The organism is Variovorax cryoconiti (genome assembly GCF_051216395.1).
GTDB lineage: Bacteria > Pseudomonadota > Gammaproteobacteria > Burkholderiales > Burkholderiaceae_C > Variovorax.
On sequence record NZ_JBPJZI010000001.1, the window covers coordinates 137,014 to 158,744 of the forward strand.

General features: G+C 68.0%; 21 protein-coding genes. 12 read left to right on the top strand and 9 right to left on the bottom strand.

Features of this window, described 5'->3' with window-relative positions; translation table 11 throughout:
• Window positions 1–9 precede the first annotated feature (9 nt).
• On the bottom strand, window positions 10–1,236 hold the full coding sequence (locus tag ACSFA2_RS00760; protein ID WP_435453407.1) for a M20 aminoacylase family protein: 1,227 nt from the start codon (window positions 1,234–1,236) through the stop codon (window positions 10–12).
• Between the two features lie 153 nt (window positions 1,237–1,389).
• Here ACSFA2_RS00760 and ACSFA2_RS00765 point away from each other — a divergent pair, with 153 nt between their 5' ends.
• Complete coding sequence (locus ACSFA2_RS00765; RefSeq protein WP_435453408.1) at window positions 1,390–2,424, top strand: LysR family transcriptional regulator; 1,035 nt, start codon at window positions 1,390–1,392, stop codon at window positions 2,422–2,424.
• Window positions 2,425–2,443: 19 nt separating this feature from the next.
• On the opposite strand, the gene ACSFA2_RS00770 is transcribed toward ACSFA2_RS00765, so the two are convergent.
• Window positions 2,444–4,165, bottom strand: coding sequence for an EAL domain-containing protein (locus tag ACSFA2_RS00770; protein WP_435453409.1), 1,722 nt, complete (start codon window positions 4,163–4,165; stop codon window positions 2,444–2,446).
• A gap of 271 nt (window positions 4,166–4,436) precedes the next feature.
• Here ACSFA2_RS00770 and ACSFA2_RS00775 point away from each other — a divergent pair, with 271 nt between their 5' ends.
• Together ACSFA2_RS00775 and ACSFA2_RS00780 are read left to right on the top strand one after the other, a co-directional pair.
• On the top strand, window positions 4,437–4,673 hold the full coding sequence (locus ACSFA2_RS00775; protein WP_435453410.1) for a hypothetical protein: 237 nt from the start codon (window positions 4,437–4,439) through the stop codon (window positions 4,671–4,673).
• Between the two features lie 425 nt (window positions 4,674–5,098).
• Complete coding sequence (locus ACSFA2_RS00780) at window positions 5,099–5,347, top strand: hypothetical protein (protein ID WP_262074904.1); 249 nt, start codon at window positions 5,099–5,101, stop codon at window positions 5,345–5,347.
• An 8-nt stretch (window positions 5,348–5,355) separates the two neighbouring features.
• Here the strand turns inward: ACSFA2_RS00780 and ACSFA2_RS00785 are convergent, their stop codons facing one another.
• Window positions 5,356–5,880: a chemotaxis protein CheW gene (locus tag ACSFA2_RS00785; protein WP_435453411.1), complete on the bottom strand. Its 525-nt coding sequence runs from the start codon at window positions 5,878–5,880 to the stop codon at window positions 5,356–5,358.
• Window positions 5,881–6,064: 184 nt separating this feature from the next.
• Between ACSFA2_RS00785 and ACSFA2_RS00790 the strand changes: the two genes are divergently transcribed.
• Window positions 6,065–7,060: a Bug family tripartite tricarboxylate transporter substrate binding protein gene (locus ACSFA2_RS00790; protein WP_435453412.1), complete on the top strand. Its 996-nt coding sequence runs from the start codon at window positions 6,065–6,067 to the stop codon at window positions 7,058–7,060.
• 7 nt (window positions 7,061–7,067) lie between these two features.
• Here ACSFA2_RS00790 and ACSFA2_RS00795 read toward each other — a convergent pair whose 3' ends face one another.
• Window positions 7,068–7,547 carry a hypothetical protein gene (locus tag ACSFA2_RS00795; RefSeq protein WP_435453413.1) on the bottom strand — a complete coding sequence of 160 codons (480 nt, stop codon included), beginning with the start codon at window positions 7,545–7,547 and terminating at the stop codon, window positions 7,068–7,070.
• Between the two features lie 314 nt (window positions 7,548–7,861).
• Between ACSFA2_RS00795 and ACSFA2_RS00800 the strand changes: the two genes are divergently transcribed.
• From ACSFA2_RS00800 to paoC, 4 genes are all read left to right on the top strand, one after another.
• On the top strand, window positions 7,862–9,490 hold the full coding sequence (locus ACSFA2_RS00800) for a hypothetical protein (protein ID WP_435453414.1): 1,629 nt from the start codon (window positions 7,862–7,864) through the stop codon (window positions 9,488–9,490).
• 189 nt (window positions 9,491–9,679) lie between these two features.
• Window positions 9,680–10,330: an aldehyde dehydrogenase iron-sulfur subunit PaoA gene (paoA, locus tag ACSFA2_RS00805; RefSeq protein WP_435453415.1), complete on the top strand. Its 651-nt coding sequence runs from the start codon at window positions 9,680–9,682 to the stop codon at window positions 10,328–10,330.
• A complete protein-coding gene (locus ACSFA2_RS00810) occupies window positions 10,327–11,283 on the top strand; it encodes an FAD binding domain-containing protein (RefSeq protein ID WP_435453416.1) in 957 nt (318 codons plus the stop codon). The genes paoA and ACSFA2_RS00810 overlap by 4 nt, the downstream gene beginning before the upstream one ends.
• Complete coding sequence (paoC, locus tag ACSFA2_RS00815; RefSeq protein ID WP_435453417.1) at window positions 11,280–13,475, top strand: aldehyde oxidoreductase molybdenum-binding subunit PaoC; 2,196 nt, start codon at window positions 11,280–11,282, stop codon at window positions 13,473–13,475. The genes ACSFA2_RS00810 and paoC overlap by 4 nt, the downstream gene beginning before the upstream one ends.
• A gap of 41 nt (window positions 13,476–13,516) precedes the next feature.
• On the opposite strand, the gene ACSFA2_RS00820 is transcribed toward paoC, so the two are convergent.
• The 4 genes from ACSFA2_RS00820 to ACSFA2_RS00835 form a co-directional block, all read right to left on the bottom strand.
• Complete coding sequence (locus tag ACSFA2_RS00820; RefSeq protein ID WP_435453418.1) at window positions 13,517–13,804, bottom strand: hypothetical protein; 288 nt, start codon at window positions 13,802–13,804, stop codon at window positions 13,517–13,519.
• A 164-nt stretch (window positions 13,805–13,968) separates the two neighbouring features.
• Window positions 13,969–14,874 carry a RibD family protein gene (locus tag ACSFA2_RS00825; protein ID WP_435453419.1) on the bottom strand — a complete coding sequence of 302 codons (906 nt, stop codon included), beginning with the start codon at window positions 14,872–14,874 and terminating at the stop codon, window positions 13,969–13,971.
• Between the two features lie 176 nt (window positions 14,875–15,050).
• Window positions 15,051–15,404, bottom strand: a complete 354-nt coding sequence (locus ACSFA2_RS00830) for an HPF/RaiA family ribosome-associated protein (protein WP_435453420.1) — start codon at window positions 15,402–15,404, stop codon at window positions 15,051–15,053.
• A gap of 150 nt (window positions 15,405–15,554) precedes the next feature.
• The gene (locus ACSFA2_RS00835) at window positions 15,555–17,501 is read right to left on the bottom strand and encodes a methyl-accepting chemotaxis protein (RefSeq protein ID WP_435453421.1); all 1,947 of its coding nucleotides are present in this window, start codon (window positions 17,499–17,501) and stop codon (window positions 15,555–15,557) included.
• Between the two features lie 53 nt (window positions 17,502–17,554).
• Here ACSFA2_RS00835 and ACSFA2_RS00840 point away from each other — a divergent pair, with 53 nt between their 5' ends.
• The 3 genes from ACSFA2_RS00840 (at window position 17,555) to ACSFA2_RS00850 (ending at window position 20,052) form a co-directional block, all read left to right on the top strand.
• A complete protein-coding gene (locus ACSFA2_RS00840; protein ID WP_435453422.1) occupies window positions 17,555–18,430 on the top strand; it encodes a methionine ABC transporter ATP-binding protein in 876 nt (291 codons plus the stop codon).
• On the top strand, window positions 18,423–19,085 hold the full coding sequence (locus ACSFA2_RS00845; RefSeq protein ID WP_435453423.1) for a methionine ABC transporter permease: 663 nt from the start codon (window positions 18,423–18,425) through the stop codon (window positions 19,083–19,085). The genes ACSFA2_RS00840 and ACSFA2_RS00845 overlap by 8 nt, the downstream gene beginning before the upstream one ends.
• Before the next feature lie 142 nt (window positions 19,086–19,227).
• Window positions 19,228–20,052 (top strand): MetQ/NlpA family ABC transporter substrate-binding protein, encoded by an 825-nt coding sequence (locus ACSFA2_RS00850; RefSeq protein ID WP_435453424.1) that lies wholly within the window; start codon window positions 19,228–19,230, stop codon window positions 20,050–20,052.
• 47 nt (window positions 20,053–20,099) lie between these two features.
• Here ACSFA2_RS00850 and ACSFA2_RS00855 read toward each other — a convergent pair whose 3' ends face one another.
• Window positions 20,100–20,351 carry a hypothetical protein gene (locus tag ACSFA2_RS00855; RefSeq protein WP_435453425.1) on the bottom strand — a complete coding sequence of 84 codons (252 nt, stop codon included), beginning with the start codon at window positions 20,349–20,351 and terminating at the stop codon, window positions 20,100–20,102.
• 267 nt (window positions 20,352–20,618) lie between these two features.
• Between ACSFA2_RS00855 and ACSFA2_RS00860 the strand changes: the two genes are divergently transcribed.
• Entirely contained in the window at window positions 20,619–21,620 is a 1,002-nt protein-coding gene (locus ACSFA2_RS00860; RefSeq protein WP_435453426.1) for a ferritin-like domain-containing protein, read from the top strand.
• Window positions 21,621–21,731: the final 111 nt, after the last annotated feature.

Here is a 21,731-nt window from a genome sequence, read left to right on the forward strand (position 1 = left end):
CAAGGAGGTTCAGGCGGCCGGTGCAAGGAAGCGGCGCACCAGTTGCACCCAGTAGCTCGCGGCGGTCGGCAGGATGGCGTCGTTGAAGTCGTAGCCCGGGTTGTGGACCATGCAGCCGCCGGTGCCGTGGCCTTCGCCTTCGCCGTTGCCCACGATCAGGTAGCTGCCGGGGCAGTGCTGCAGCATGAAGGAGAAGTCCTCGCTGCCGGTGAGCGGCTCAAGCGCGCCCAGCAGGCCGTCTTCACCGAGCCAGTCGAGCGCGACCTGCCGGGCGAAGGTCGTGCTGGCCTCGTCGTTGACCAGTGCGGGGTAGCGCCAGTGATAGTCGACCTCGGCCGTCACGCCCAGCGTGGTGGCCTGCGACTGCACCAGTTGCGTGATGCGCTCGCGCAGCAGCGCGCGGGTCTCGGGGCGGTAGGCGCGCACCGTCAGGCGCAGCTTCACCTCGTCGGGAATCACGTTGGGCGCATCGCCGCCGTGGATGGCGCCGACCGACACCACCGCCATGTCGCGCGGGTCGACGTTGCGCGAGACGATGGTCTGCAGCGCCACGATGATGTGCGCCGCCGCCACCACCGGGTCGGCCGACAGGTGCGGTGCAGAGCCGTGGCCGCCGCGGCCGGACACGGTGACCAGCACCGTGTCCGACGACGCCATGAACGGCCCGGCCTTGAAGCCGAACTTGCCGACCGGGAAGCCCGGCATGTTGTGCAGCGCGAAGATGGCGTCGCAGGGAAATTTCTCGAACAGGCCTTCTTCCACCATGCGGCGCCCACCGCCCAGGCCTTCCTCGGCCGGCTGGAAGATCAGGTTCAGCGTGCCGTCGAAATGGCGTTCCTGCGCGATGCAGCGCGCCGCGGCGAGCAGGATGGCGGTGTGGCCGTCATGGCCGCACGCGTGCATCTTGCCGGCATGGCGGCTGGCGTAAGGCAGTTGGGTCGTCTCGTGGATGGGCAGCGCATCCATGTCGGCACGCAGGCCCAGGCGGCGGGTGCTGTTCCCCCGCTTCAGCGTGCCGACCACGCCGGTACCGCCGAGGCCGCGGTGCACCTCGTAGCCCCAGTCCGACAGCCGCTCGGCGACCAGGTCGCCGGTCGCGAATTCCTCGAAGGCCAGTTCCGGGTGCGCGTGGATGTGGCGGCGCAGCTGGATCATGTCGGTGGCGATGGCGCTCACTTCGGGCAGCACGGTGCCTGCGGGGCGGACGGGGGGATCGAGTTCGGCGGCGACGGTCATCGGGTGGGCAGCGAGGCGGTGGGTTGCGGAGGCGCAAGCCAGTCTAGGCACGCTCTTTGCGTCGAGGCAGACAGGTCAAACCGTTCACCCTGGGGTGTCGCCTGTCCTTCGGCAGTGCCAGGCCCCCCTCATCCCTCCGCGTGCATCCCGGTCATGAAACTCCAGCAACTTCGCTATCTCGTCGCCGTCGCGACCGAGGGCAGCATCCGCGCGGCCGCCCGCGCCCTGTGCCTCACGCAGGCGACCGTCACACAGGGGCTGCGCGAACTCGAAGGCCATGCGCAGGTCCAGCTCTTCCAGCGCCACAGCAGCGGTGTGCTGCTCACGGCTGCGGGGCAGGAGCTGCTGGACCATGCCCAGCGCGCGCTCTCGCAGATCAGGCAGGCCGAGGAGGCCGTGGCGCGGCATCGCGACGGTGCCTCGCCGCAGCGCCTGTCGGTGGGTGTCACGCCGTGGGTGGCGCAGACGCTCATCTCGCGTGTGCTGCCGCGTTTTCGCGCCGAGCTCCCCCACATGCAGCTGGAACTGTTCGACGGACTGTCGGCACTGGCGTATCCGCGGCTGCGCGCGGGCACGCTCGACTTCATGATCGGTCGGATCGCTTCCGATGCGCTGATGGACGGCTTGCATGCCCAGCCGCTGTTCAGCTACGAGATGACGGTGGTGGCGCGCACGGGTCACCCGGCAGCCACGGCGAGGTCCATCGGCGAGCTGACCGACCATGACTGGGTGCTCAACTTCACGCCGGGCGAAGCGGCCTCGTTCATGCACAACCTGTTCGACCAGCATGGCGTGGCGGCGCCCAGCCAGCGCATCCACCTCGCGCACTCCGCCATGCTCATGCTCACCCTGGTGCGGCAGGCCGGCATGCTGACCTTCTGCCCGTGGCCGCTGGTCGAAACGAGCAGCATGCGTGAAGGCATGGTCGCGCTGTCGCTGCGGGAGCGCTTCAACACGCACGAGGTCGGCGTGGTCCGCCGCAACAACGAGCCGCTCTCGCATGCGGCGCAACGCTTCGTCGCGCTGTTCATGGAGGAGGTCCGTGCCTGCGTTGCCTCCGACGACCCGGAGCTCAAGCGGGTCTTTTATTCGGTGGAGTTGATGGGCGAGGCCCGAGCAGCCGATGGTGAACCGTGGCCGACGGCAGGCCTCGAGAGCCGGTCGGACCGAATCCCGCAATCCGTCTGACCACGCCGCCCCTGCGTTCTTACACGACCGGCCCGCCCGCCTCGCGGATGGTCAGCCCGGTGGCGCCCAGCTTGGCCTCGTGCTTGGCCAGGGCGGCGGCGTTCGCCACGTCCTGTGCATCCTCGAAGTCGCCCGGCGCCACCAGCAGCGCACCGACCGACAGGGTGGAAAAGCCGAAGAAGCGCAGCACGCCGTGCCGGTCTTCGCCCTCGATGCCGCCGGCCTCGAGCTCGCTGTCGTCGTAGAGGCGCATCGCTGCGCTTTCGAACTGGTCGATCATCCGCAGGCAGCGCTGCTTCCAGTCGGCGCTCTGGAAGAGCACCAGGAAGTCGTCGCCGCCGATGTGGCCGACGAAGTCGCGCGTCGGTTCGGCGTTGCGCACCGCGATGCGGGCCAGCAGCCGGATCATCTCGTCGCCGCGCCAGTAGCCGTAGTGGTCGTTGAAGGCCTTGAAATTGTTCAGATCGCCGTAGCAGGCGACGAACGGGATGTTGTCGATCAGCAGTTGCTCGATGTGGATGCTGATCGGGATGTTGCCGGGCAAAAAGGTGAGCGGATTGGCGTGGCGCGCGGCTTCCACGCGCAGCTCGGTGACCGCACGCACCAACTGGTCGGCGCGGCCGAGCCCGACGTAGCGGCCGTTCTCGGTGACGATGAAGCCTTCGGTCAGGTAGCGCTGGTCCGAGGCCATCAGTGCGGCCACCAGTTCCTGCACCTCGGCGTCGAGTTCGACGATGTGCGGCGACGGGTTGGCCAGGGCGCGGCACGACGCGCGGCCCGACGTCTCGCGAAAGCGTGGGCGTGCGTAGGCGTTCATGAAGGCGAGGCGCCCGATCAGTGCGACCGGCCGCCCGTCCTCCACCACCGGCAGCGCCTGAAGGTCCATGCGCGATTCGAACAGGGCGAAAACCTCGTCGTTGACCGTGTGCCACGGCACCGTGGGCGCGTCGACCATGGGGAGGCTGCGCAGCACGGTCTTGAGCGATCCCTGCGCCGGCGGCGAATCGATATCGGGCGCCGGACCGTGCAGGGCGTCCTGCACGGCCGGGGCCACCTCCGGCGTGGGGGCGTCGCCGGTCGCCGCGCCCACGAGCAATGGCCCTTGCGCATACGACACGCCCATGTCGCGCAGCGCGGCGAGGTCATCGGGGTCGGCCACGCCGGTGGCGATCAGCGTGCTGCCCATGGCGCGTCCGAGCGCCGCCACCGCGCGTGCGACCTCGAGGCGCCGCATTGAACGAGCGATGCCGCGGGTGAGGGCGCTGTCGATCAGCAGGTAGTCCGGGCCGAGCTCCGCCCACAGCCGGACGTGGGTGGATTCGTCGCCCAGCTGGCCGATGGCCCAGCGCAAGCCCTGGCGGCGCAGGGCGGTGACGATGCCGCGCAGGTCGGCCTCCGAGCAGGCGTGGACGACGGCACTCACATCGATGATCAGCGGCGCCCGGGGCGTGCCGAGCGCGGTGAGCAGCTTCTGCGTCCAGCGTGCGGTCGGGCATGCGGCCGCTTCGTGCAGCGCCGCCGCGCCGGGCGCCACGATCAGCAGGGTGGTGCTGCTCGCGACATCGAAACCCGTTGCACCAGCCGACGCGCGGCTCGCCGCCGCGGGCAGCCGCGTGCCCCATCGGCCCGGTAGGTGCAGATGGTGGCCCACGACGACGACCCGGTTCAGGTCGACGATGGGGCGGCAGCGGAGCGCGAGCGGATCCGTGTCGATCTGTTCGGGCAGGGTTTCGATGGGCATGGGGCATACACCGGTTTCATGAGCCGGTCCCTGGCTATCGGCACGCGCTGCGCAATCCTGAAGCGCGGGGTGCCCCTGTCCTGCGACGATTCACGCGTGACGCCGACCCCCCGGAAGCGTCAGGACCTTGTCCGATTGTTGAATGTGATGATTTCCCATAGGGTGTTCGCATGCCGAATGCCTGCTGCTGCCTCCCCGACCGTCGCCCCTCGCGTGTCCCGGCGCTTTCTTGCGCCACTCTGTGGGTGCCGCTTGCTGGGAGGCGCTCACGATGAGCGCCATGTCGACACTGGAAGATCTTCGCCAAGCGCTGGGGCGTTGCACCGCCACGCTCGAGGCGCATCGGGCCGACCTGATCGAATCGCTGGGTGACCGCATGTGCGGCAGCGGCACGGGGCCCCGGCCGGAGGACGTGGAGCATCTGCACCTGCTGGAGCGGATGCATGACGCGCTGCGTCGGGCCTATGCGGAAGGCCTGCAGCGCGAAGAGCGGGGGAGCCACGCCTGAGGTGCTACAAAGTAGTACCTTGGTTTTCGTTAAAAACTCCCGACAAACATCCAGAGATGTGGCGACAATCTGTTGACTATCTTGTGACCACAAGAAAGTGTAGGCACAATGTACTACATGACGCCTACATGCCCCCCCTCCTGGACTTCGAAGGGACTGCTCGCGGTCCTGCGTGACACCCTGCCGGAGCGCGACCTCGCTTCGGTTTCGGCGCCCGACGCCCTACCGGCCGCTCGGTACGCTCCGCTGCCGGGCGACGTCGAGGCTCGCCAGGCGCGCATCGAGCGCATGGGGCAACGCCTCAAGCAACTGGTGCAAGTGGCTGACGCGCCTGCCGCGGCGGCCGTGACAGCATAGTCCTTGCATCCAGGCGACTTTGCGTCTTTTTCCCGGTATCCATTCAACCTTCCAGTAGGGGCACTCTCATGAAATCTCAATCGGAAGCCATCCGCGACGGTTACTCCGTCGACCTGTCCGGCCCGGGCCGCCCCATGGGCGCGCGGGGCAAGTACCCCAACTACGACGTGATTCCCTTGCTGACGGACATGGAAGCCGAACTGCTCAACACGCTGTCGCTGATTCGTTCGCTGCTCGCCGAAGGTGCGGCCACCGAGGATTCGAAGCACGGCGTGGTCCAGGCGATCGACGGCTTGCTGTCGGTGGCTCGCCACTGAGGCGCGCGTCAGGCTGCTTCGGCACAGGTCGGCGCCCAGTCGTCATCCGGTCGTGTCGGGCAGGCCCATAGCGCTTCGGCTTCCAGGATCCGGTCGAGGTCCAGCAGTCGCAGCGCGTCACCTTCTTGCGTTCGAATCTCCAGGCTGTAAGCATCGTCCCGCCGCGGGGCATGCGTCATGTCGCTGCGGCGCACGCCCAGAACCCCATCGGCGGTGAAGCACGCGAGCCGTGCATCGACGGCCGCCACCACCACGACGGCTGAATGCGCCAGGTCGGCGGCGGGCAACCCGAGGGCGCGGCGCAGATCCAGGTGGGGAACCATCGCCCCACGCAACTCGAGCCAACGCTGCCGCTGCACCGCCGGTCGGCTCAGGCTGGCCACCGCGCCATACCCGCGTAACTCCTGCACCTGCCGCATGTCGATGCCGCAGGCCATGCCGGCCAGTCGGAACGCCAGACACTCCGAGGGCAGGAACGAGGCCACCCGCATCGCAGGGGGAAACGATCGCGCGGCAGTGAAGGCTTCTCTCATCGGGGCTCCGGTGGCAGGGGCAGGCAGCGCGCGAGCGACGGCCGTCGTCTCACATCCTTTTCTTTATCGGTTCCTCCCGGGAAAACTTGAGGAAACATGCATTTCATCGAATGAAACATTTCGTTGACTTGTGGGATGGCGTGCCCATGCGTAACGTCATGTAACCCATCTTCTTGTCCATCCGATGATCACCAAGCGCCGCGCCCTCGAATCTCTCGCCCTGACCCTTTGCGCTCCGGCCGCCTGGGCGCAGAAGCCGACCGCTTCGGGCAGCGCCAGCACCTGGCCCGTCAAGCCGGTGCGGCTGCTCGTCGGCTTCCCGGCCGGCGCGTCACCCGACCTGGCGGCACGTGCCATCGCGGCGCCCCTGGCCAAGTCGCTCGGCCAGCCGGTGCTGGTGGAGAACAAGCCGGGCGACAGCGGCAACCTGGCGGCCGATCTGGTCGCGAAGGCGCAGGACGATCACACCATCGGCGCACTGATCAACGGCAATCTGACGATCGCCAAGCTCCTCAACCCCAAGACCCCTTTCGATCCCGAGAAGGACTTCGCGCCCGTGGCCATGGTTGGCACCGCGCCGCTGGTGCTGGCCGTTACCGGCAAGGCCCAGGGCGTCACGCCCACCGAACTGCTCTTGTGGGCGCGCAACCTGAGTTCGCAGGGCAAGTACGGCACGCCGGGCATCGGCACCGTCGGCCATCTCGGCATGGAACTGGTCAAGAGCCGCAGCGGCATTCTGGCGACGCACGTGCCGTTCACCGGCAACCCGCAGGTCATCGCGGCGATGCTCGCGGGCGATGTGCAACTCGCGCTTCTGCCGCCGGCGCTGGTCAAGCCGCACCTTCAATCGGGCAAGCTCAAGGCCATCGGCGTCACCTCGCCGCAGCGCAGCCCGTTGTCCGGCGACATGCCGACCCTGCGGGAGGCCAACGTGCAAGGCGCCGATCTGGAGATCTGGACCGCCATCGCCGCGCCTGCGGCCATGCCGCCGGCCGCCGTGACGCGTCTGAACGAGGCGCTGGCGGAAGTGACCCGCCTTCCCGACGTGCAGCAGGCGCTGCTCACCGCGGGCTGGCAAGCGCAGCCGGGCACGCCGAAGGCGCTCAGCCACCGGATGCGGCAGGACACCTCGCTGCTGGGCGGGGTGATCCTCATGCGCGGCATCAAGATCGAGGCCTGATGGTCGCTCAGTGGCCGCAGGCGAAGCGCAGCGCACGCGCCGTGTCGTGCACACGCGCGAAGTCCGTGTCGACGAGCTGCAGCGGGGGTGCGCCGCGCAGCCAGGCATTGGGTTCGACGAACCAGTCCGCGAGCTCCCAGTCGTCGAGCACGTCCGACAGCTCGTCGATCAGCACGCGCACCAGTGGGCGCACGGCCAGATCGCCCGGCTCGAACTGAAAAATCGGCAACCAGCGTTGCCCCGCCCAGTCGACGCTGACGACCGCGCGCGACGCGATGGCGCGGGCGAGCGCGGACAGCCCGGTGACCGGCTGCCGGGCCGCGATCTCCGACCCCTCGGCAAGCCCGCCGGACGCGCGGTAGGCGTTCAGCAGTGCGATGAAATGCGCATCGCTGCCGGCGACGTCATCCATCGAGCACGGCCACGCGGCCAAGCCGGTGCCGCGCAGCGAGGGAAGGTTGTCGGATGGATTCTGGATGGCTGGCATGAGGGCTCCTCGGCGGCGGTGCTGACGCGTTGAAGCCCCGATGGTGCGAGGTGGCCTTTGCCGGCCCGTGTCATTTCGCAGGCGCCATGTTTCAGTTGCAATGCAATGCAATGCAATGCAATGCAATGCAATGCAATGCAGTGCAGTGCAGTGCAGTGCAGTGCAGTGCACGTCGGACTGCACGCGGGGTCGGCCTTCGCATGCCCGTATCGCTTCCACGGCTGCCTCCTGGCGGCGCACTCAAGTTTTTCACGCCGCTGCCGATAACAAGGATGACCCGGTCATCGGGTGCCTTCTTTCGATGGGAGTTCGCAGTGATCTTCAACCTGACCACGGTCAGCCCGTCGGTGGTGTCCGCAGCGATGGGTTCATCGCGCGCGACCAGCCCGGCGCCTTTCACGGACAGCGTGTCCTCGCAGGCAACGGCCGTACCGGCCGCCGTCTCCGTGACCCTCGGGCAGACGGCCAGGTCCGTCGATGCGCAGACCTATGCGATGCCCAGCCGAACGGCCCTCGCCACGGTGTGGGAACAGCAGCCGGACGACGAGATCTCGTCGCTCATGGCGAGCAACGTCGCCTACCGCTCGCTCGGCAGCCGGTTCTACGGACTGGGCGCCGCGATGCTGGAGCGCTTCGGCACGGAGGCCGTCGATTTCTCGCAGTCGGCGACGGTGCAGAACACGTCCGTCGCCAACCCGGGAGCGGGCATCTCGGCACTGCAGACGGCGATGCAGTCGCAGCTTCATACCGACGCCGACAACCAGATCACCCTGTCGATCCGGACCGCCAGTGGCGCGACGGTCGAACTGAGCCTGGGCAGCCAGGACGAGGGCCTGGCCGTGCAGGTCAAGGTCGCCGGCGCCGAGCTCACCGAGGCCGAGCGCGAGGCGCTGGTGCAGCTCTCGGGGGCCTTCCAGGAGGCCATCGACGGGCTGAGTGCAATGCCGCCGCGCTTGGCGCTGAGCGGACTGGCGACATTCGATACGGCCGTGCTGTCGTCGGTCGACTTCCAGGCGCGCGTCAAGAGCGATGACAAGGGCGCGATCCAAGCCGTCGAGTTCCATGCCGACGCGCGGTCGCGGTCGGTGAGCGCCACTGGGCCGTCCGGCACGGTGAAGGTCGACGTCGATTTCTCGAACCCGGCCATCCTCGGCAGTGCTGCGCAGCAGGCCCAGGCCATGGCGCGCACCCTGCAGCAGTTCGACGCCGCGGGGTCCCGCGGCCGGGGCGACACCGCGCTCGTGGCGATGTTCAAGGACGCCTTCACGCAGATGAACAGCGACTACGGCGTGACGGCCCCTGTGGCGGGCCGGGCGGCACCCGGTGTTCTCGCGCTGAATGCAGGCGACCACAGCCTGCTGAGCGGCCTGGCCGACTTCAGCGCGTCGATGGTGCAGGCCTCCGAATCGTCGAACCCGATGCGGCCGGAAGAACTCGACACCTTCTCGTACAAGGTTTCCCAGAGCACGAGCGTGATGGGCCGCGATCCACGCAACCGCAGCATCCATCAAGACCAGCAAGCGCAGCTGAGCGCCAGCTACCACCGGCCGCTGTCGCCGGAGCTGTCGCTCTTTCTCACGCTGGCCAAGGAGTCGCAGTTCTATGAGTACATCGAGATCGACGACGAGGCCAAGGTGTCGACCGATGTCGTGTACAGCGACGGCGTGCGCATCGGCGCGTCGGTCGAGCAGTCGGCGCGCCAGTCCACGCGCGTGCAGCGCTACCTGATGGGCAAACTGGAATCCGACACGACCTTCCCGTCCGAGGTCACGCGTGTCGCCGACGTGCGCGCGCTGCTGAGGACGGTCGAGCAGGCCGCGTTGTCGCGCGACCCGGAGGACGCGCGCCGCCGTGATCAGGCGCTCGCCACGGCCGGTTCGCTGGCGGTGCTGCCCGACGACCCGGCCGCGCTCCAGCGGCGCGTCGACATCACGCCACCCTGAGCGCGCGCCGCTGGCGTTGCACGTCGTTGCATTCCCGCGTCATGCGCGGGGTGAGCGGCCACGCGGCTTGCGCCAGGAGCAACCGAATTCCTACGTGGCGTGCATCGGCACGCCTTCTAGAGTGGGCCTTCTACGCCGTTCGAACGGCGACGCCGCTTCCGTCGGCGACCACGATGAAGGATCACCACCATGGACATCTCGAGCAAACTGCCGATCACGCGGCGCGGGCTCCTTGCGGCAGGCGCCGCTTCGGCGTCGGCCACGATCGTCGCCAACCCCGCCACGGCGCAGACCCCGGCCCGTCCCACCGCGCCGGCGGGCACCCCCGTGCTGTCGACTGTGACGATGCAGGTCAACGGCAAGACGCAGCGCCTGGACCTCGACACGCGCACCACGCTGCTCGACGCCCTGCGCGAACACCTGCACCTCACCGGCACCAAGAAGGGCTGTGACCACGGCCAGTGCGGCGCGTGCACGGTGATCGTCGACGGCCAGCGCATCAATTCCTGCCTCACGCTCGCAGTGATGCACGAGGGCGGCACTGTCACCACGATCGAAGGCCTGGGCACCCCCGACAAGCTGCACCCGATGCAGGCCGCCTTCGTCAAGCACGACGGTTTTCAGTGCGGCTACTGCACACCGGGCCAGATCTGCTCGGCAGTGGCTGTGCTGCGCGAGATCGAGCAGGGCGTGCCCAGCCATGTCAGCGCGGACCTCACGGCCAAGCCGATGTTTTCGGCCGATGAACTTCGCGAACGCATGAGCGGCAACATCTGCCGGTGCGGGGCCTACAGCAACATCGTCGATGCGGTCACCGACGTGGCCAAGGGGGTCGCATGAGGTCCTTCACGTATGAACGCGCCGCGTCGGCCGAGGACGCACTGGCGAAGGCGGTGCGCACGCCCAATGCGAAGTTCATCGCCGGCGGCACCAACCTGCTGGACCTGATGAAGCTGGAGATCGAGGTGCCCACGCACCTGGTCGACCTCAACGGCCTCGGCCTGAAGGCGATCGAGCCCACGCAGAGCGGCGGGCTGCGCATCGGGGCCCTGGTGAGCAACACGCAACTGGCCGCCGACGACCGTGTGCGCCGCGACTACGGTGTGCTGTCGCGTGCGCTGCTGGCCGGCGCATCGGGCCAGCTGCGCAACAAGGCGTCGACCGCAGGCAACCTGCTGCAGCGCACGCGCTGCCCCTACTTCTACGACACGAACCAGGCCTGCAACAAGCGCCAGCCCGGCAGCGGTTGCGCGGCCATCGGCGGCTACAGCAAGCAGTTGGCGGTGGTGGGCACGAGCGATGCCTGCATCGCCACGCACCCGAGCGACATGGCCGTGGGCATGCGGGCGCTCGATGCATCGGTGGAGACGATGCGCCCTGATGGGGCGCGCCGCGTGATCCCGATCGCCGACCTGCACCGGCTGCCGGGCACCACGCCGCACATCGAGACTGAACTGGCACGCGGCGAGCTGATCATCGCGGTCACGCTGCCGGCCCCGGTGGGCGGCACGCACATCTACCAGAAGGTGCGCGACCGGGCGTCCTACGCCTTCGCGCTGGTGTCGGTGGCGGCCATCGTGCAGCGCAACGGCAGCGGGCGCATCGCCGTGGGCGGCGTGGCGCCCAAGCCCTGGCGCATGGACGCCGCGGACGCGCAACTGCCGCGCGGCGCCAAGGCCGTGGCCGACACGCTTTTCGCCGACGCACGGCCCACGAAAGAGAACGCCTTCAAGTTGCCGCTGGTGGAGCGCACGCTCGCGGCGGTGCTGGCGCAGGCAAGGAGTCGCGCATGAAATTCGATACCCCCGCGGGCACCAACCCGATCGACCAGTTGAAGGTGGTCGGCCAGCCGGTCGACCGTGTCGACGGCCGGCTCAAGACCACCGGCATGGCGCGCTATGCCTACGAGCAGCATGACGTCGTCGCCAACCAGGCGTACGGCTACGTGGTGGGCGCCGGCATCGCCAAGGGCCGCATCGCCTCGATGGACACGGCCCGCGCCAAGGCGGCGCCGGGCGTGGTCGCGATCGTCACGGCCGAGAACGCCGGCAAGCTGGGCAAGGGATCGCGCAATGTCGCCAAGCTGCTGGGCGGCCCGGTCATCGACCACTACCACCAGGCGATCGCACTCGTGGTGGCCGACAGCTTCGAACAGGCGCGCGCCGCGGCGCAGATGATCCGCGTCGAGTACACGCGTGCCGACGGCCGCTTCGACCTGGCACACGCCCGCGAGACGCAGGCGAAAACAACCAACAGCGACAAGGCTGTGGGCGACTTCGCCGCCAACTTCGGCCGCGCCGAGGTGCAGCTGGACGCGACCTACACGACGCCCGACCAGTCGCATGCGCAGATGGAGCCGCAGGCATCGATCGCAGCCTGGCGCGGCGACAAGCTGACCGTGTGGACATCGAACCAGATGATCGACTGGGCCGCCACCGACATCGCGAAGACCCTCGATATCCCGCGGGCGAACGTGCGCATCATTTCGCCCTTCATCGGCGGCGGCTTCGGCGGCAAACTCTTCCTGCGCGCCGACATCCTGCTGGCGGCCGTCGGTGCGCGCATCGCGAAGCGTCCGGTCAAGGTGGCGCTGCAGCGGCCGCTGATCGCCAACAACACGACGCACCGGGCCGCGACCATCCAGCGCATCCGCCTGGGCGCGTCGAAGGACGGCAAGCTCACGGCCATCGGCCACGAGAGCTGGTCGGGCAACCTGGCCGACGGCGAGCCTGAAGACGCGGTGCAGCAGACGACCCTGCTCTATGCCGGCGCGCACCGCCTGACCGGCACACGGCTGACCCCACTCGATCTGCCCGAAGGCAATGCAATGCGTGCGCCGGGCGAGGCACCCGGCCTGCTGGCGCTGGAGATCGCCATGGACGAGATGGCCGAGCGCCTGGGCATGGACCCGGTCGAGTTCCGCGTGCTCAACGACACGCAGGTCGACCCGGCCGATACCCAGCGCCAGTTCTCGCGACGTCGCCTGATCGACTGCATGCGCATCGGCGCGGAGCGTTTCGGGTGGGGCCGTCGCAGCGCGACACCCGGCAAGCTGCGCGAGGGCCAATGGCTCATTGGTACCGGCGTGGCCGCGGCCTTCCGCAACAACGTGGTGATGAAGTCCGCGGCGCGGGTTCGCCTGAATGCGCAGGGCATCGTCACCGTCGAGACCGACATGACGGACATCGGCACCGGCAGCTACACCATCATTGCGCAGACGGCGGCCGAGATGATGGGCGTGCCGCTGGAACGGGTCGTCGTGAAGCTGGGCGATTCGAGCTTCCCGGCATCGGCCGGCTCGGGCGGCCAGTGGGGCGGCAACTGCTCCACCGCTGGCGTGTACGCAGCCTGCGTCAAGCTGCGCGAGCAGATCGCGCAGCGTGCGGGCATCGACGCCGCCACGGCAAGCTTCGCCGAGGGCCGCATCGCTGGCGGCGGACGAAGCATGGTGCTGGCCGAGGCGGCTGCAGGGCAGGAACTGGTGGCCGAGGACGTGCTGGAGTTCGGCGACCTGGACAAGAAGTTCCAGCAGTCGACCTTTGGTGCGCACTTCGTCGAAGTGGCCGTGCATGCCTTCACGGCCGAGGTGCGCGTGCGCCGCATGCTGGCGGTGTGCGCCTCGGGCCGCATCCTCAACCCCAAGACCGCGCGCAGCCAGGTGATCGGCGGCATGACGATGGGGGTGGGTGCGGCGCTGATGGAAGAGCTGGCGGTCGACGAGCGTCTGGGCTTTTTCGTCAACCACGACCTCGCGGGCTACGAGGTGCCGGTGCATGCCGACATCCCGCACCAGGAGGTGGTGTTCCTCGACGAGACCGATCCGATCTCGTCACCGATGAAGGCCAAGGGGGTCGGCGAACTGGGCATCTGCGGCGTTGGCGCCGCGGTGGCCAACGCCATCTACAACGCGACCGGAGTGCGGGTGCGCGACTACCCGATCACGTTGGACAAGCTGATCGACAAGCTGCCGCTGAGCGAGGCCTGAACGCCGCGGCGCCGCTGGGCGCCCGGCGCACTGCGAAACGATCAGGCGCCGACGAAGCTCAGCCGCGCTTCGTGGGCGACGCTGTCGCGCACGATGTCGCGGGCTTCGTCGTCGGCGAAGTCCATGAGGGCATCGCCGATCTCGTCTTCTTCGAGCGCGAACAGCAGTTCGATCGCCTCCTGCTGCGCTTCCGAGAACGTTCCGGCCTGGCTCAGGCGGTTGAACGTCGCGGCGGTTTCCTGCGGGGCCAGCAGACGCATGTCGAGCAGCTCGAGGACATGGCGGATCTGCGAAGGGGTCAAGGGCTGCGGGTGGGCGAGAGGCTTCATGGCGATGGATCTTTCAGTGGGTTTCGAGGACCGTTCCTTTGTGGCGAATCGTGTCTTGGTGGTGAGACCCGAGCGTCGCCGAAAGGCCCATCGGTGCGGGGGCGCATCGCTGCAAAGCGAGGGCGCTCGTGCGGAAAGTCTCGAACGCGTGGGGTGGGCTGTCGTTAATCCGACACGGGCTGCCGCAGCGTGTCCAGCGCCAGATCCCACAGCACATCGCCGCCTAGGGCGAAAGTTCGCGCCGGCGGACGCAGCGCGTCGCCCATGGCGTCCGAGCGTCGCACCTGCAGCCCCGGCTGCCCGGCGCCGATGACGACCGGCGCCACGATGAGATGCAGCCGATCGAGGCAGTGCTGCTGCACGAACTGCGAGACGGTCACGCCGCCGCCCTCGACGAAGAGCAGGCGCAGGCCGCGCGCACGCAACGCGCCGACCACGTCGGGCAGCGACAGCCGGTTGCCCAGTGCCGCATGGCGAGGCAGGGCGACGACGCGCTGCGCCCCCAGCCGGCCTTCGGCGCGCGCACGGTGGGCCACGTCGCACACCAGCAGCGTCGGGGCCTGTCCGTCGGTGAAGACGCGGGCCTCGGCCGGCACGCGCAACGAGGGGTCGAGCACCACGCGGGTCGGGTTGTCGCCAGGCACCCGCCGGGTGGTGAGTTGCGGGTTGTCCAGGCACACGGTGCCGGCGCCGACGATCACCGCATCGCACAGGGCGCGCAGCCGGTGCAGGTGCACCAGCCCTTCGGGGCCGTTGACGAAGCAGGAGTCGCCGAGGTGAGTGGCGATGCAGCCGTCGAGGCTCTGTCCCAGCTGGCCGATGGTCCAGTCCGCGTGGTCGCCGTGGCGGTCGAGCAAGGGCTTGAGCAGCGCGAAGAGTGCGCGCGCCGCAGGGTCCCAGCCGTGCTGCAGCGCGTAGCCCTGCGTGGGCGACCACGAGAGCGGCAGGTCGGCGTCGACCGGGCACAGCCCCTGGCGACGGCGGCGCGCGATGTCGATGCACCACCGCCACAGCGTAGCGACGTCGCCCTCGGCGGGGATGAGATTCAACGGCAGCGGAACAGCGCTCACACGACCTCCTGTCGAGCCATCGTGGCGCCTCGCGCATCCGTCCGGCGCCTTCAAGCCATGAAAGTTGTAACGGGATCCTCAACTTTTCCCGGGTGGCGCCGATGAAGTAAGTGGTTTCTCCATGGATCCCTTACCAAGATCCCTTCGGCCCGCTTCGTGCGGGCCGCTTTTTTGGGTCAGAGGATTTCGGGCTCCGTGCGGATCGACGTGTGGTCGCGCCGGTCGCTGAGCTTGCCGATGGCGCTGTCCAGCGCGCGCCGTGCCTTGGCCTCGGCGCCGCGGAAGGCTTCGTCCATGTTGGCGGCCTGGTGTGTCACGGCCACGGCGGCATGGCCGATCACGTGCGCTTCGATCATGCAGCGCTTGTCGTCGGCACCGCCCTTGCCGCTGTTGTCGTCCGACAGGTGCACCTCGATGCGGCGCACGTCGTTCGAGAAGCGGCCCAGGGTGCGGCGGATCTCGGCGTCGGCCCAGGTCTCGAGCGTCGTCTTGTTGTCCATGCCATTGCCGGTGTTGATGTGGATTTCCATGCGGATGCGTCTCCAGGATGAGGGCTGCGTCGTCGCAGCGGGCCACGCGGGCATTCATGCTGCCCAGCGCAGTGCGATGACGAAGCATGGCCCACGTCAGCCATGGCACGACGTAGGCCAAAGGAGGCTTTTGCGCGCAGGCGGCGCGTTTCAGAAATCCGCCCACGCCTCCGATTCCGACGTTGCGAGTTGCTTCGGTGCGGTGGCGCGCCGTGCCACGACGGGTGTCGATGCGCGTGGCGCGGTCACGGATGTGGCGCGGGGCGTCGCAGACGCTCTTGCCTTTAGTGGCATGGCGCCACCATCGAGCTTGAACACCGCCACCTCGGCCACCAGGTGTTCTGCCTGCTCGCGCAGGGAAGAGGCTGCCGCAGCCGCTTCTTCCACCAGCGCCGCGTTCTGCTGCGTGACCTGGTCCATTTGCGTGATGGCCTGGTTGATCTGCTCGATGCCCGAGGTCTGTTCCTGGCTCGCCGCCGTGATCTCGCCCATGATGTCGGTCACGCGCTTCACGCTGCCCACGATCTCCTCCATGGTGCGGCCCGCTTCGCCGACCAGCGCCGTCCCGGCGCCGACCTTGCCCACCGAGTCGTCGATCAAGCCCTTGATCTCTTTGGCCGCAGCCGCCGAGCGCTGCGCGAGGTTGCGCACCTCGGCCGCTACCACGGCGAAGCCGCGGCCCTGCTCGCCGGCCCGGGCGGCTTCCACCGCGGCGTTGAGGGCGAGGATGTTGGTCTGGAAGGCGATGCCGTCGATGACACCGATGATGTCGACGATCTTCTTGGACGATTGGTCGATCGACGCCATGGTGCCGACCACCTGCGACACCACCGCGCCGCCCTTGACCGCCACGTCGGAAGCCGACAGGGCCAACTGGTTGGCCTGGCGCGCGTTCTCCGCGTTCTGCTTGACCGTCGAAGTCAGCTCCTCCATCGAGGCGGCGGTTTCCTCCAGCGAGCTGGCCTGCTGTTCGGTGCGGGACGACAGGTCCTGGTTGCCGGCAGAGATCTGGCCCGAAGCCGTGGCGATGTTGTCGGTGCCGGTGCGCACGCCGGTCACGACACGCGACAGGCTGTCGCGCATCGACTTCATCGCGTGGAGAAGGCTGGTGCGGTCGTTCGGCCGCGTCTGGATGTCGACAGTGAGATCGCCCGCCGCGATGCGGCCTGCAATGTCCGCTGCATAGCCGGGCTCGCCGCCCAGCTGGCGCGTGAGGCCGCGCGAGATCAGCAGGCCCAGGACCAGACCGACGAGCACACCGCCCAGCGTCAGGAAAATCAACTGCACGCGAATGCTGTCGGCAATGGCGGTGGTCTCCGCCGCCAGGGATTCGGCATTGCCCTGCTTGCGGTTGACGACCACCGTGAGAAGGTCGTCCGCCTTGTCGGCGGCCGCGCGCACGTCGCCGAAGAGTTTCGCCGTGGAGGCGCGCGCTTCGCCCGGCGGCTCGTTGCGCAGAAGCTCGACAACCTCGTTGATGCCGGCCTCGTAGGCACGCGCGGCTGCGGTCGTTTCCTGCAGCAGCGCCTTGCCGCTTGCGGTCACGAATTGATCGCCGACCGACGTCAGCTCTCGATTCATTCCTTCCATCCGTTTGCGCATTTCGGCGAGCTGGCGGTCACGGTCTTCGATGCTCGACGCCATCACCGCGGACCGGATGGCGCGGCCCGCGGCCAGCAGGTGCATGTTGGCTTCGGCGGCCTTGCGCAGGCCGACCGTTTCGCGGTCGAACATCTGCGACGCCATGGCGCTGATCTGGGCCGATTTAAGAATGCCTTGGGTGCCGATGACGCCGCCGATGGCTGCGACGATGGCGAAGCCGCCGATCAGCCGTGTGCTGACTTTCAGACTGTTGAACCAGTTCAAAGTGTTTCTCCGGGTTTCGACAATAGAAATCAACGGCCTCTTCGGGCCGTCAGTTTTGCTTATCGACAGAAGGTTGAATTTATGAAGGGCTGGAGTGAAAATGGCCTGTGCCGCATGCGGAGGATTTATCCTTTGCACCGCTCGGCGAGATGCTCTTGGGCGCCGGCTTATGCGTTGACGGAATAAGCAGATCGCGAATCGGTCGTTCGCTTCTCTGTGAACATCTCGCATACTCGCGTCCCTTTCTCCTGCCCGAGGGCCGTCCAGGCCCCGGCGATTGCGTCGTGACCTCCATTCCTCCAACCGATGCGGCCCGCAGGCCGCCGGTGATCCGCCTCGAAGCGGTCCAGAAATCATTTGCACTGCCCAGCGGCGAAGTCTTCGACGCCGTGCGCGCGCTGTCGCTCGACATCCCCGAGGGCGAGATCTTCGGCCTGATCGGCAAGAGCGGCGCGGGCAAGTCCACGCTGCTGCGCCTCATCAACCTGCTCGAGCGGCCCGACGCCGGCCGCGTGATCGTCGGTGGCCGCGACCTCACCACCTTGTCGCGCCGCGAACTGCGTGACACGCGGCAGAACATCGGCATGATCTTCCAGCAGTTCAACCTGCTGCAGAACGCCAGCGTGTTCGACAACGTGGCCTTCCCGCTGAAGATCCACGGCCGCCATTCGCGCGCCGAGATCGACGCGCGGGTCCGCGAGTGCCTGGCGCTGGTCGGCCTTTCGGAAAAGATCGACACCTACCCCGCGCAACTCTCGGGCGGACAAAAACAGCGCGTGGCCATCGCCCGTGCGCTGGCGCCGCGCCCGCAGGTGCTGCTGTGCGACGAGCCCACGTCGGCGCTCGACAGCGAGACCACGCGCTCGCTGCTTGAGACGCTGCGCGACATCAACGCCAAGATCGGCGTGACCATCGTGATCGTCACGCACGAGCTGTCGGTGGTCGAGGTGTTGTGCCGCCGCGTTGCCATCCTCGAGAAGGGCCAGCTCATCGAGCAGTTCGCTGTCGACGAGGCGCCGCAGGCCGAGCGCATCACGGCGCTGGGCCGTGAGATCGACGCCCTGGTGCGCCGCCGCGAGCGCGATGCGCGCGAAGCCGCCAACACCCCGATTGCCGCCCTTGCGGCGACCACCGAATCGCGAGGAATCGCCCATGCCTGAGAACATCGCCGCCATCCTGCCCGAGCTGTGGCTCGCCGCCGGCCAGACCTTCCTGATGCTGGGCATCGGCCTGTCGGCCGCGGTGCTCATCGGTGGCCCGCTGGGCGTGCTGCTGTTCCTGCTCGGCCCGGGCCAGTCGTTGGACAACAAGCCGGCCTTCCTGGTGCTGAACTGGATCGTCAACACCGTGCGGTCCTTCCCCTTCATCATCCTGCTGGTGGCGTTGGTGCCCATCACCCGCGTCATCGCGGGCACGTCCATCGGGCCGCTGGCGGCGGCGGTGCCGCTGTCGGTCGCGGCCATCCCGTACTTCGCGCGACTGGTCGATCAGTGCCTGCGCGAGGTGCCGCGCGGCGTCATCGAAGCGGCCCACGCCATGGGCGCGTCGGAGCTGCAGATCGTCTGGCGCGTGCTCATCGTCGAGGCCCGCTCCGGCCTGGTGCTGGCGCTCACGGTGCTGTCGGTCAGCTTCCTCTCGTACTCGGCCATCGCCGGCGTGGTGGGCGGCGGCGGCATCGGGGACCTGGCCATCCGCTACGGCTACTACCGCTTCCAGACCGACGTGATGGTCTTCACCGTCGTGCTGCTGGTGGTGCTCGTGCAGATTCTTCAATTCGTTGGCAACACTTTCGCGCGCCGTCTCGACAAGCGCTAGAGAAGACCCACCCTCGAAGCGGCGCACTGCGTGTCGCCGCCTCCCCCTCAAGGGGGCGCACCCAGCGGCCTGGCGAAGCCAGTTCCGCGGGTGCTCTGGTCTCAAGTCGCACCGACTTCTTTTTTCATCTAAGCCATCTGTCATGAAAACCTCTGCTCTCCGCCGCTCCTTCCTCGCCCTCTCGATCGCAGCGATTTCGCTCGGCGGCCTGTCGCTCGACGCCCAGGCGCAAGCGGACAAGAAGAACCTCGTCATCGGCGGCACGGCCGGCTCGAACATCGACCAGCTCAAGCTGGGCATCGTGCCGATCCTGCAGAAGAAGGGCTACACCGTGAAGCTGGTCGAGTTCAACGACTATGTGCAGCCGAACCTGGCGTTGGCGCAGGGCTCGCTCGACGCCAACTTCTTCCAGCATCTCGTGTACCTCAAGAAATTCGCCGCCGACCAGAAGCTCGACCTCGTCGAACTGGTGCAGGGCCCGATCGCGCCGCTGGGCGTGTACTCGACCAAGCGCAAGACCCTGGCCGAAGTGAAGGACGGCGACCGCGTCACGCTGCCGAACGACCCGAGCAACCTGGCGCGCGCGCTGGTGCTGCTGGAGCAGAACAAGCTGATCACCATCAAGCCGGGTGTCGATGCCATTCGCGCGTCGGAAAAGGACGTCGACCAGAACCCGCACAAGCTGAAGTTCATCCCGCTCGAAGCCGCGCAGTTGCCGCGGTCACTAGGCGACGCCGAGTACGCCATCATCAACGGCAATTTCGCGATCTCGTCGGGCCTGAAGCTGACCGAAGCCGTGGTGCTCGAAAAGCCCGCCGACCACTACCTGAACGTGGTCGCTGTGAAGCGTGCCGACAAGGACACGCCCTGGGCCAAGGACATCGCCGAGGCCTACCGTTCGAAGGAATACAAGGCCGTGGTGGACAGCAAGTTCCAGGGCTACGCCAAGCCCAGCTTCCTGCAGTAAAGCCACTGCTTTTGCTGAATCGGCCGAAGTGCGATTCGGCTCGCCCTTCAGCGCCGCGCGCCGGTGAAGGCGCGCACCAAGCGGTGCAACCCGCCACGCCCGCTGGCCGCGCGGCCGAGCAACGCACTGCCCGCGGCGCCAGCCAGGGTGCGTCCCAGGAACGACCGGCTGCGGCCCGCGGCCAACAGCAGCAGCAGGCCGGCACCCATGACCGCCCAGTGCTCGCCCGGCAGGTCGGGCCGTTGGTCGTCGGCCTTGCGGGCTTGGTTGACCCAGGATGTCGCGTCGTTCGAGTTCATGCAGATCCTTGCAGTGATGCATTGAGAAAGAAGCCCCGTTGATAGGCCATGGCATCGCGCAGCGCGTGTAGGCCGTGCCCGGCCTCGCAGGGCGTTGCGCACTGCAGACCGCGCAGGCGATGCCCTACAGGCGGCGTCGGGCGATCCTGACCCGGAGATGCCGTCGCGTGTCCAGGATGAAGTCTTCAACACGCTGCTGTCAAACCCATTGCGTTAGTCGATGCGTTCCGGCGGCGGCATTTCCAACCCTTTTCTCAAGGAGCCGACATGGCCAAGGAAACAGACTTCACGACCCACGACATGAACCGCGATCCCATCACGGGCGCGCCGGGCGCACACCCCGTCGGTACCGGTGTGGGGGCAGCGGGCGGCGCAGTGGCGGGCGCTGCTGCCGGGGCCGTGGCGGGACCGGTGGGCGCGGTTGTCGGCCTGGTGGCCGGCGGCCTGGCAGGGGGCCTGGGTGGCAAGGCGGTTGCCGAAAGCGTGAACCCCACGGCCGAGGACGCGTACTGGCGTTCGAGCTACGACCGTGAGAGCTATTACGAGACAGGCCGCAGCTACGACGACTACGCGCCGGCCTATGAACTGGGCTGGTCCAGCCGCGCTGGGCGCGACGACAGCTTCGACACGCTCGAACCTAGCTTGGCCGATGAATGGGCCACGCGCCGCGGCAATTCCACCCTCGACTGGCCGCAGGCACGCCACGCGTCCCGCGCCGCCTGGGACCGTGCGGACCGCACCTACTTCGGCGAAGCGGCCGTGATGGCGCCGCGCGAGACGGCGGTGTTCGACGCCGATCGCACCACCGGCGAGCCGATGTCGCACGACGATGTCGTGGACGTGCTCAACGACCTGATCGAGAACTCGCACGACGGGGAGTACGGTTTCCGCACCTGCGCGGAGGAGGTGGAGAGCGCCAGCCTCAAGCAGGTGTTCTCGGAGCGTGCGGTGGGCTGCCGCATGGCGGCCAACGAACTCGCCCCACTCGTCACGCAGTACGGCGGAACGCCGGCCGACGGCGGCACCGCGAGCGGGGCGATGCACCGTGGCTGGGTGCACGTGAAGGGCGCCGTGGGCGCCAACAGCGAGGAATCCATTCTCAACGAATGCGAGCGTGGCGAGGATGCCGGACTGGCGCGCTACCGCAAGGCGCTCAAGCAGACGCTGCCGGCCGACGTGCGTGCCGTGATCGAGCGTCAGGCGCAAGGTGCGCAGCGCAACCACGACCAGATCAAGGCGCTGCGCGACCAGGCCCGCGCCCGTAGCTGATCGCCGGGCGAGAGGGCAGGTTACCCTTCGCCGGCAGCTGTCGCAATTGAGAATAAGTCGCATTCGATAGAATGCGACTTTTTTCATGGGCGCAGCACCCGGCGTCCTTGC

Excerpts from the sequence above, each read along its gene's own strand:
- ACSFA2_RS00760 (WP_435453407.1), bottom strand. The coding sequence starts at position 1,236 with ATGACCGTCGCCGCCGAACTCGATCCCCCCGTCCGCCCCGCAGGCACC.
- ACSFA2_RS00765 (WP_435453408.1), top strand. The coding sequence starts at position 1,390 with ATGAAACTCCAGCAACTTCGCTATCTCGTCGCCGTCGCGACCGAGGGC.
- ACSFA2_RS00770 (WP_435453409.1), bottom strand. The coding sequence starts at position 4,165 with ATGCCCATCGAAACCCTGCCCGAACAGATCGACACGGATCCGCTCGCG.
- ACSFA2_RS00775 (WP_435453410.1), top strand. The coding sequence starts at position 4,437 with ATGAGCGCCATGTCGACACTGGAAGATCTTCGCCAAGCGCTGGGGCGT.
- ACSFA2_RS00780 (WP_262074904.1), top strand. The coding sequence starts at position 5,099 with ATGAAATCTCAATCGGAAGCCATCCGCGACGGTTACTCCGTCGACCTG.
- ACSFA2_RS00785 (WP_435453411.1), bottom strand. The coding sequence starts at position 5,880 with ATGAGAGAAGCCTTCACTGCCGCGCGATCGTTTCCCCCTGCGATGCGG.
- ACSFA2_RS00790 (WP_435453412.1), top strand. The coding sequence starts at position 6,065 with ATGATCACCAAGCGCCGCGCCCTCGAATCTCTCGCCCTGACCCTTTGC.
- ACSFA2_RS00795 (WP_435453413.1), bottom strand. The coding sequence starts at position 7,547 with ATGCCAGCCATCCAGAATCCATCCGACAACCTTCCCTCGCTGCGCGGC.
- paoA (WP_435453415.1), top strand. The coding sequence starts at position 9,680 with ATGGACATCTCGAGCAAACTGCCGATCACGCGGCGCGGGCTCCTTGCG.
- ACSFA2_RS00810 (WP_435453416.1), top strand. The coding sequence starts at position 10,327 with ATGAGGTCCTTCACGTATGAACGCGCCGCGTCGGCCGAGGACGCACTG.
- paoC (WP_435453417.1), top strand. The coding sequence starts at position 11,280 with ATGAAATTCGATACCCCCGCGGGCACCAACCCGATCGACCAGTTGAAG.
- ACSFA2_RS00820 (WP_435453418.1), bottom strand. The coding sequence starts at position 13,804 with ATGAAGCCTCTCGCCCACCCGCAGCCCTTGACCCCTTCGCAGATCCGC.
- ACSFA2_RS00830 (WP_435453420.1), bottom strand. The coding sequence starts at position 15,404 with ATGGAAATCCACATCAACACCGGCAATGGCATGGACAACAAGACGACG.
- ACSFA2_RS00835 (WP_435453421.1), bottom strand. The coding sequence starts at position 17,501 with ATGCGAGATGTTCACAGAGAAGCGAACGACCGATTCGCGATCTGCTTA.
- ACSFA2_RS00845 (WP_435453423.1), top strand. The coding sequence starts at position 18,423 with ATGCCTGAGAACATCGCCGCCATCCTGCCCGAGCTGTGGCTCGCCGCC.
- ACSFA2_RS00850 (WP_435453424.1), top strand. The coding sequence starts at position 19,228 with ATGAAAACCTCTGCTCTCCGCCGCTCCTTCCTCGCCCTCTCGATCGCA.
- ACSFA2_RS00855 (WP_435453425.1), bottom strand. The coding sequence starts at position 20,351 with ATGAACTCGAACGACGCGACATCCTGGGTCAACCAAGCCCGCAAGGCC.
- ACSFA2_RS00860 (WP_435453426.1), top strand. The coding sequence starts at position 20,619 with ATGGCCAAGGAAACAGACTTCACGACCCACGACATGAACCGCGATCCC.